Source organism: Mesorhizobium album, assembly GCF_033977205.1.
Taxonomy (GTDB): Bacteria; Pseudomonadota; Alphaproteobacteria; order Rhizobiales; family Rhizobiaceae; genus Mesorhizobium; species Mesorhizobium album.
The window spans coordinates 1-8546 of record NZ_JAVIIW010000089.1; the positions used below are offsets into that span (position 1 = coordinate 1).

At 60.2% G+C, this 8546-nt stretch carries 9 protein-coding genes and 1 pseudogene; 5 read left to right on the forward strand and 5 right to left on the reverse strand.

Translation table 11 applies throughout. The features are described 5' to 3' along the window. Nucleotides 1–73 (forward strand): DUF736 family protein (locus RFN28_RS34800; protein WP_347349866.1); only part of this gene is annotated, 73 nt, incomplete at its 5' end. Between the two features lie 37 nt (nucleotides 74–110). Here RFN28_RS34800 and RFN28_RS33960 read toward each other — a convergent pair. Continuing rightward, the gene (locus RFN28_RS33960; RefSeq protein WP_320291497.1) at nucleotides 111–2018 is read right to left on the reverse strand and encodes a TOTE conflict system archaeo-eukaryotic primase domain-containing protein; all 1908 of its coding nucleotides are present in this window, start codon (nucleotides 2016–2018) and stop codon (nucleotides 111–113) included. A gap of 195 nt (nucleotides 2019–2213) precedes the next feature. Between RFN28_RS33960 and RFN28_RS33965 the strand changes: the two genes are divergently transcribed. The 4 genes from RFN28_RS33965 to RFN28_RS33980 all read left to right on the forward strand — a co-directional run bounded on the left by RFN28_RS33965 (nucleotide 2214) and on the right by RFN28_RS33980 (nucleotide 4693). Continuing rightward, the gene (locus RFN28_RS33965) at nucleotides 2214–2444 is read left to right on the forward strand and encodes a DUF1403 family protein (RefSeq protein WP_320291498.1); all 231 of its coding nucleotides are present in this window, start codon (nucleotides 2214–2216) and stop codon (nucleotides 2442–2444) included. A 320-nt stretch (nucleotides 2445–2764) separates the two neighbouring features. Further along, nucleotides 2765–3058, forward strand: coding sequence for a hypothetical protein (locus RFN28_RS33970; RefSeq protein WP_320291499.1), 294 nt, complete (start codon nucleotides 2765–2767; stop codon nucleotides 3056–3058). A gap of 47 nt (nucleotides 3059–3105) precedes the next feature. Then, nucleotides 3106–4290 (forward strand): hypothetical protein, encoded by a 1185-nt coding sequence (locus RFN28_RS33975; protein ID WP_320291500.1) that lies wholly within the window; start codon nucleotides 3106–3108, stop codon nucleotides 4288–4290. 46 nt (nucleotides 4291–4336) lie between these two features. Continuing rightward, nucleotides 4337–4693 carry a hypothetical protein gene (locus RFN28_RS33980; RefSeq protein ID WP_320291501.1) on the forward strand — a complete coding sequence of 119 codons (357 nt, stop codon included), beginning with the start codon at nucleotides 4337–4339 and terminating at the stop codon, nucleotides 4691–4693. A 292-nt stretch (nucleotides 4694–4985) separates the two neighbouring features. On the opposite strand, the gene RFN28_RS35010 is transcribed toward RFN28_RS33980, so the two are convergent. The 4 genes and pseudogenes from RFN28_RS35010 to RFN28_RS34000 form a co-directional block, all read right to left on the reverse strand. Next, on the reverse strand, nucleotides 4986–5405 hold the full coding sequence (locus RFN28_RS35010; protein ID WP_430679497.1) for a chloride channel protein: 420 nt from the start codon (nucleotides 5403–5405) through the stop codon (nucleotides 4986–4988). Beyond that, a pseudogene (locus RFN28_RS33990) lies at nucleotides 5366–6202 on the reverse strand (ISL3 family transposase); the annotation flags it as partial. The pseudogene RFN28_RS33990 and the gene RFN28_RS35010, both read right to left, overlap by 40 nt. Before the next feature lie 139 nt (nucleotides 6203–6341). Next, on the reverse strand, nucleotides 6342–7508 hold the full coding sequence (locus RFN28_RS33995; protein ID WP_320291502.1) for an adenylate/guanylate cyclase domain-containing protein: 1167 nt from the start codon (nucleotides 7506–7508) through the stop codon (nucleotides 6342–6344). Between the two features lie 134 nt (nucleotides 7509–7642). Beyond that, the gene (locus RFN28_RS34000) at nucleotides 7643–8335 is read right to left on the reverse strand and encodes a transposase (protein WP_320291503.1); all 693 of its coding nucleotides are present in this window, start codon (nucleotides 8333–8335) and stop codon (nucleotides 7643–7645) included. Between the last annotated feature and the right edge of the window lie 211 nt (nucleotides 8336–8546).

The window sequence follows — 8546 nt, forward strand, 5'->3', positions numbered from 1 at the left end:
CTTCAGCGCACCCATCTACGCCAACCTCTTCGAAGGCGACGATGGCAAGTATGCGCTGATCTGGTCACGCTGACCGACATCGCGGCGCCTCACACCACAACGGGGCGCCGCTACTCAATCATGTAGCCCAACGCGCGATAGCCCGCCCGTCGCTTCGCGGCCATCCGGGCGAGAACCGGAACCGTCTGATCGACATAGTCCACCACCAGAACATCCCTTTTTCCATCATGCTCACGATGAAGCCGGCCGACATACTGCGCAAGGGTTCCCTTCCAGGCGATCGGCATCGTCAGGAACAGTGTGTCGAGCCGGGAATCATCGAAGCCTTCGCCGATGTAGCGGCCTGTCGCCAATATCAGCCGCTCATGATCGTCGGAGACATTCAACGCGATGCTAGCTGTTCTGCGGTCCTTTGCCGACATGCCGCCGCGCAGCACCACGAGATTTCTCACGAATGGCGAGAACCTCTTCTGAAGATAATCGAGGTGGTCTTTCCGCTCGGTCAGAACGATGGGCGAACGCTTGGCCTCAAGCGATTTCAGCACATCATCGAAGATCAGATCATTCCGGCCACTGTCCTGTGCCAACGCCGCATAGATCGCAGGCATCGACGGCCGTTCGGCCGAGGCCAGCGATGCCGGGAGTTCAAACTGCGTCGAGCGATCACGCGCGCGGTGGCGGATACCGCGCTCGGCAGCTTGAACCCGTGCATCGACTCTATGGCGAACAGGGCCGCATTGCATGAAGATGATCGGATGATGTCCGTCTTTGCGAGCGACGGTTGCAGACAGGCCCACCACGTGTCGCGCCTTCGACCGCCGGGCGACAAGCTCGAAGCTGGCCGCCGACAGGTGATGACATTCGTCGACGATCAGATGACCGTAATCGGCGACAAGGTCCGCAACTTCACCCTTGCGGACGAGGCTCTGGATGAGCGCAACGTCGATGACGCCTGTCGGCTTTCTTTTCCCGCCCCCAATAACGCCGATCTGCTTTGGATCTATCTGCAAAAAGGTTCGCAGTCGTTCCACCCACTGGTCGAGCAGTTCCCGTCGATGGACCAGGATGAGCGTGTTGCGGCCGCGATGGGCAATGAGCGCCGCCGCGACGACCGTCTTGCCAAAGGCAGTCGTTGCGGCGAGCACGCCGTTCTCATGCGCGACAAGAGCATCGAAAGCCGCCGACTGTGGTCGTCGCAATTCACCCTGGAAGGATACGCCCGCGGGAAGTGCCGTGCCGATTTCGCGCAAATCTTCCAGATCGGCAACGGCACCATGGCTCTTGATGAGATCGATTGCTTCCTCGAGACAGCCACGAGGTAGAGCAACGTGCTGCGCATATAGCTCGGCACATGATACGACCCGAGGCTTGCCGAATGTCGGCAGCCGCATTGCCTGGGCGCGATAAAACTCCGGGTTCTGGAATGCCGCCAGCCGAATAAGCTGCGCAATCAGGGCCGGCGGAAGTTCTGTCCGGTCGATGTAAACCTGATCGGCGACCACGATCCTGATGCTGTGTGGTATCGCGGCCTCAATACGCCGTGGCGCACTGCGGCGCGACGGCGACATCTTCCACGGCTCGTCGGCATGTTCGTCGTCCACCGGCATGCGGACGCCCAAAACCCGACCTGACAGCTCCGCCTCGTCCGCGATCCTGAAGGCCATGTCAGCCGACAATCTGGGCAGGGACGACAGATACGCCCATTGGTCGTCGTAAGGTCGCAAATCCTTGTCGACAAATACGCTGTTGCCGCTCTCCCGTGCCTTTCTCTGCAACGGCAGTGCAATCAGATTGCCAAAGCCCCCAACGGGTATCGTATCCTGATTGGGAAAGAAACAATCGTAGGATGTGAAGCCGATCTCGGGGCGTTTTTCCATCGTCTCGGTGATCAGGGCAGAACCCATCTGCCTGGCGGTCCTTGCCGGAACAGGCTCGGAGAAGAATATCCAGACATGGCCGCCATTCCCCGATCTAGACCGCTCCAGCCTGACGATCCGGAGGTGGCGGAACTTCTTCATATCGTAAAATGACCTACAGATTGCCTGACTGTGCGTTGGAAGAGTTGCTCTGTCGAGAAGACTGCGCACCAGCTGGTCACAGGCACTAAATAACTGATAAGGCAACATTATCAGTCGTTTTATGTCGTCGACAGGCTGTGCGTTTTACGTCGAAAATCGTGGCACAAAGCGCACGGCCGCTTTACCCTCGAAAGCATGATTCGCCTCGATCCCGCGACCGCCAGCTCCGCCCCGCTGCCCGCTGTTCCGGCTTGGGCGCTCGCCGCCGGCGGCGCGCCGAGCGACGGTGACGCGGCCTTCCGGGCCGGCGCCGCCCTGGCTTCGCTTGACACGCTTGCCCACGCGCAGCCTGCCTGGTCCGGCGCGTGGCGCCAGCGTTTGGCTCTGAACTGCGCCGCCGCCAGCATGCGCCTGACCGCGTGCTGACCCCTGGCCGTTTCAGCCAAGATCGGCAGGCCAAGCATATCCATGACGGTCATCCATTGCCAACACGGAAAGCGCATCGGACTTGGAGTGAACGTCTGGAATGCGCAGACAAGGGTCGTTCAACGAGATAGGTCGGGACCGCAAAGCGGACGTTTGAGTAGACTGCGGTAGCGCAAGGTGTGGACAAACTGGGAAACTTTGAACTCCGGCAGTCTGCATTTGGGTATGCTGCGAACGCGATGGCGGCTCCAGACAATGATGATCCCGACAAGTTATCGACGTTCGCCTTAAGGCGGAGGCGGGACCGATTCAGGAAAGAATTGCGCGATCTCCTAAGCATCGCTGATCCGACCGAGTTCCTTCAATTGGTTTGGTCGCTTGCGTCGCTGCACGAGGGAGAGTTCGGCCACGCGCGCCGGTTCGGCCCAGACTTTAGCCCTCAGGAGATGGAGCAAGCGAAGGAACGTTTTCGCTTTGCGCCCTGGCTCCTCGCGACTCTTGTTAACGAATACCTGACCACCTCTCTGAAATCCGGCCCGCGAAAGTTGAACGTCAAAAATCACAACGCTGCCAACGCGCTGATCTCTAAGCTCGTTGAGTTAGAGAACGCCTAAGACGGCGTTTGGTTGAAAACCGGAATATCCTCCACCTGGTCGGCCACTTGGCGCAGCGTCAATTTCCCTGGCAGCGTGGATATGATTATTTCTTTCAGCTCTATCGCTCTCTTTTTGTTTTCGATTTTCCCGACGCGCTGGCGCAGTTCAAGGAAAATATCGGGATTTCGGTCGAACGATTTGCATTTTGCGGGTTCGCTTTGCGAGCTCATCTCCAGGGTCATCCTTTCGCGTCGATGAGCATCGACCTGAGCGAGGTCAAAATCAGCGAGAAGGAACGAGACATCGTATTTAAAAAGCTTTCCTTGCCTTTGCTGCAAGCCAAGAGAGCGGCATCGACGTTGCGCGGCGAAGCCGGCCTCACTGGCTACAAGAAGAGCGCACTCCGTCTAAGTCCCTGCATCGTGCTTCCCGGTGGTACGCACCTAATTGCGCCCTTGCCGGCGCTGATTACTCTGCGGATAAGCAATGGCATATACTACGACATCGTCGGACCCGGCCGCATCAACGAACAAATGGGCAAGCGCTTTAAGGATTACGTCGCTATGCTCATCGATGGGTTCCTGCCTGAGTTCACCGTCATCCGGGAGAAGTCATACGCGCCGAAAAAGGGCATGAACTATAGATCATCGGACCTCGCGCTGCTCTCGGGCGGGACGGTTTCTTTGCTGATTGAATGCAAGGCGAAGAGAGCTTCCCATGCCTCAAAATTCGCCGAATCTGCTGCCGAAGCCGAGGGCTTGACTGACCTCGCCCATGGCATCTTTCAGATATGGCGTCACATCGCCCATCGGCGGCTCGGTCATGTGGACGGCGACCTTGAATTTTCACCTGCGATTAAAGGCGTTCTGCTGACCTTGGATACGTGGGCAGACATGTCTTCCACGCTACAAGCAGAGATATTTAGGCTTGCGCATGAGATCCGGCAGGCGAAAGGGGCTGAGATTATCGAGGAGGATCTCATCCCCGTCGGCTTCATGCATATACAGGACTTTGAGGGTCTTCTCGCGACCGGGACTGCTTCGTCTCTGATTGCAGCGGTAGAGCTCTGGCTTCACGATCCAGAGTACAAGGGTTGGAGCCTCTGGTCAGTGCATGACAGGAACCCAGGTCGTGAGCCGATCGACGAGCGACCGCTTTTCGACAGGTTCCCCAAGCCGTCTGGTATGCAATGGCTGACCAGTGAGGCGGCGGGGATGCCAGCGCAAGAACGGCAAGGGAGTCCCAGGTAGGCGATGAACTGGCGAATGCTTCAACAATCTTTTTTGGAACGGAGCCATGTCCGACGAATTTGAAACATCGCTGAGCAGAAAGCGTGCGGCGCTAGACAGGCTAATCGCGCAAACAGGCGCGAAGGATTCCGCCGAGCTGATAGCCTTGAGGGCCGACAACGAGGTCGGTTGGGAACTTGGTCACTTCGATCTTCCACCTAAGACAGAAGTCTCGCAGCAGATGCGCGACGGGCTACTCATCCGCGCCCGCAGGGATGCCTTCGCCTCGCACCAGTTAGCCGCAATGGCGTTGCATTCGGCGAACACTGCGAATGCGAAACTGGACAAAATTCTTAAGTACCATTTCCCCACGCTCGTTTTTGCCAATGTGGTTGCGCTCGTCCTCTCTCGGCTATTCGTCTGACAGCGGTTGCGCCTCTTGCCTTGAGCAATGCGGTTTACTCACCCCAATCGATTGCGAGGGTTACGCCCCCTCGCGTGTCGATGTCCTCGACGAGACGCTCATCCCACCGCTGATCAAGGTTGCCCCTGGCGATGCTGATCATGAAACCTAAATTGGAGCCGACGGTTTTGCCTTTCTTGCCCCAATGGGTTTCGGCAACGTGACCATCCCCGTAAGTCTCTGCTTGCCGACTGGCACTCGATCATATCGCTGCAGTTAAACCGCCAGCGTCGCCCATTTGAGGAACGCTGCGCTATTCTGGAATTCGCGAGTTTCCACGCCATTCACCCCATGTTTCTCGATCGGAATTTAGTTCTCGCGGGCCGGGCGACAGCCAAGATAACAGTGACGCTGCCAGGGGTGTTGCCGTCACACGCAGCAGCGCCGCGCCCTCAAGGCGACAGTGTTCTCGCGGTTGCCGCTCATTTCGAGGACAGTGACGAAGGCGGTCATCGACGACTATACGACGCCTGCGAAATAGCCGGCCCAACCAGGTGCCAACGGCGAGCGACGGCGCGAAGATACCACATGGAATGCCCGATATCGAAAACAGGCTTGCGGCGAATTTTGCCGCGAATAAGAGCGCTGGTAGCGGTGTGCCTTCGATTGCTTTCGCCTGCGGCTTTGTATCAGCCTCGCGCTTTGCAATGTGCTTTCGCGCTTCGACTGGCACCTCGCCGCAGCAGCAGCGTCGACGATTGCGTCCTCCGACAAGATCGCCCTGCCGGTGGCGCGACCGGATAGGCTCATCTGTTCTTCGATGGCCGAGCGAAGATTTTGGATCAGATGAAACCGATCGGCGACCTGCTGTGCTCCTTGACTAACGGCCTGCGCATACAGGCCGCAGCGGTCGCGGCTGACAACCTCGACGGAAGGATGATCACGAAGCCACCTGGCTGCGCTCTGGACGCTGCGGTCGTCCAGAATGTCGACAACCGAGCGACGCTCGAGATCAACCATGATAGTCGCCCGCCGCCAACTCCAGTCATCGATGCCAACCACCCGAATTTCGGCGTTGCTTCGGTGCGCAACCGCAGCATCCCGCTTCAGTTGCCGTAGGATGGTGTCGTCGCTGACCGGCATGCCGAGCCGTTGCATTAAGCGCTCCCCAGGACGGCCGCCCGTGCTGTGGCCAAGCAGGCCGACAAAGTCCATGACCCTCGTCGTCCGGCGCGCATAAGGAGCAGCGATCATCGGCAGCCGGTCGGTGAACGTCTGTCGCCCACATTTCCGATTTGTGCATCGCCAGCGGCTCAGCCGGAGCTTCACTGTCACCGGCTTGCCCTGAACCGGCAGATCCTGGAGGCTGCGGTTGGACGAGCCATGCCGACTTCGGCTTCGCCGACGACAATCGGGGCAAATGCCGATCGCGGATCCGGCTGCAGAAACAACCCAACCGTCATCACCGGTGAGCGCGACACCCAGTATCTTGACCCCTGGGCCGGGCGACCATTTCGATTTCGTTCGCATGCCCGCCCATAGCGACACCGTCGATAACAGCAGATGAACCACACAAAGTGAGGAAGAACCCAATTAATTGGAAAGTGGCATGATCAGCCTGGCGTAGATCCAGGCGCGAGCGAGTTCCGGCTTCTTGGCCGCCAATGCCTCAAGCCGTGACCAGCTCGAACACCTCTTGCGTCTCGGCAAAGCCCTTCAGCACGTGCCTGCCCAGGCTGCGCACCGCATCCGCGGGCATCGAGCGCGCGACCTCGGCCGAGCACACGGCCCGCCGATCGAGCGTCTTGGCGATCCCTTCCAGCCGGCTGGCGAAGTTGACGGTCGGGCCGACCACCGTGAAGTCGAGCCGGTCGACGCTGCCGATGTTGCCGTAGACCACCGGCCCGATATGCAGCGCCGCGACGAACGGCAGGTCGGGCAGGGTCGTCTTCGCCTTGTCGAAGGCGCGCTCGATGCCGCGCACCGCGCGCCCGCAGGCGCCGCCGCGTCCGTCCTGCTCGGTCGGAAAGATCGACAGCACACTGTCGCCGATGAACTTCAGCACGTCGCCGCCCTCGGCGCGCACGGCGTCGACCACGATCTCGAAATGCGTACCCATCGTCTCCAGCAATGCATCGGGTGCCAGCCGTTCGGAGAGGCCGGTGAAGCCTCTGATGTCGGTGACCATTACCGCCGCGTCGATCTTCGTGGTGGCGCCGCGCCGGAACGCGCCGACGACGACGCGGCCGGCAGGTCCGGTGCCGAGATAGACCTCCAACAGGCTCTGCATGGAGTGGCGCATCGCCGCCGGTTCGAGCGCTGCCGAGATTGCCGGCGCCAGGCTCTCGATCAGGGCGATCTCGGCCACCGTGAATCCGCCCGGCCGGTCGGTCGTGAAGGCGCCGCCTTGCACGGAGCCGTCGCCATATTCGATCGGCAGCGCCAGGTAGTCGGTATTCCCCGCCTCGGCGAGCTCGACATAGACGCTATGGGCGTCGGGCCCGAGGTGTTCGAGGGAGTGCCGCACACTCCGGCGCTGCTCGATCACCACCTGGAACGGGCTGCCGTAGTAGAACGGCGTGGAGAACGTTGTGCGCGGCCGCGTATAGAGCACCGCGCCTTCGCCGCGGGTCCAGATCACGCCCCACACACCGATCATCGGATTGGAAAGGCGCTGCCCGATACGCACGCGTTTGAGCGCAACCCCGGCCGCGACCAGCCGTTCCGACAGTCCGCCGACGATCGCTTCGGGGGAACAATCCCGCCGCGCCGGTCCGATCAGCCAAGTGACGAGTTCGGCCTGTTTTGCATGACGATTGTGTTTCAAGTCGGACATCGCTGAAGCCTCTATTCTAGGCCAGCACCACATCCGGCCAAAGCCAAAACTTGGCCAGCCGCGACGCCGACGCCCCCCTCTCCCCACGGCGATTGCAGAGCGATCGTCCGGTCTTCACGGGGAGAGGGTAAGGGTCATGTGCGCAAGGTTAAGCATATCATCAACCGGTCCGACTGTTTGGTTCGCTTGCGAGGTGGCTCACGGAGATGCCGGTAGATGCGGGTGAGTGCGGCGCAAAGGAGTTGCCATGGCGATGGACCTCGGACGGCGGCGAGCGGCTTGCCAGAGCCAGCTTGACGAGGCGCCATCGCGAGGGGCTGGCCGCTGTTCGGCTGGCGCCCAGAGGGGGAAGAGTCCGGGACTTGCCCGGCGCTGCGTTCGGCGATCAGGAATATGATCAGCCTGGCGTAGATCCAGGCGCGAGCGAGTTCCAGCTTCTTGGCCGCCAATGCATCGAGGCCGGTGAGGCTTTTCATACGCTTGAAGGCGAGTTCGAGCTGCCAGCAGAAGCGGTAGAGCGCGAGCACATCGACAGGCGGGAAGATGTTAGACGGCAGCGACGTCAGCAGCAGGATGTACTTGGCGGCCTCCCGGCTGCGAGGGTCGGGTTTTTTGCCACGCTTCTTGGCCGCCTTGAGCAGGCGCTCCTGCTCAGCTTGCGCTTGCTCAGGGCTCTCGCGCCGAATGACCAGTCGCAGGATCAGCCGCTCACCGGTGACTTCGTCGATACGAACGCTGACCTCGCCTTCCTGCTCAGTCTGGGCAGGAAGCGCCGCGAAGAGGTCGAATGCGGAGCCGTCCGGATGCGACAAGCGCAGCGAGTTCAAACCCAGCCGGCAAGTACCAGTGATCCACAATATCGGGTCGAATCAACATCCCGATCTTGAATCACATTCCGGTTCCAGACGTCTATCCCTTAACCTTAGTCTCTCATGTTCCCTGTCAAGCAGAGGGCGAGAGGAGATCGGCTGCTTGGCAGGTTTTGCGAAGCAGTCGGATCGTGAAGCTGCACAGGGCTGGGGGTGGAGCTCAGAGACG

Excerpts from the sequence above, each read along its gene's own strand:
- RFN28_RS33960 (WP_320291497.1), bottom strand. The coding sequence starts at position 2,018 with ATGAAGAAGTTCCGCCACCTCCGGATCGTCAGGCTGGAGCGGTCTAGA.
- RFN28_RS33995 (WP_320291502.1), bottom strand. The coding sequence starts at position 7,508 with ATGTCCGACTTGAAACACAATCGTCATGCAAAACAGGCCGAACTCGTC.
- RFN28_RS33965 (WP_320291498.1), top strand. The coding sequence starts at position 2,214 with ATGATTCGCCTCGATCCCGCGACCGCCAGCTCCGCCCCGCTGCCCGCT.
- RFN28_RS33980 (WP_320291501.1), top strand. The coding sequence starts at position 4,337 with ATGTCCGACGAATTTGAAACATCGCTGAGCAGAAAGCGTGCGGCGCTA.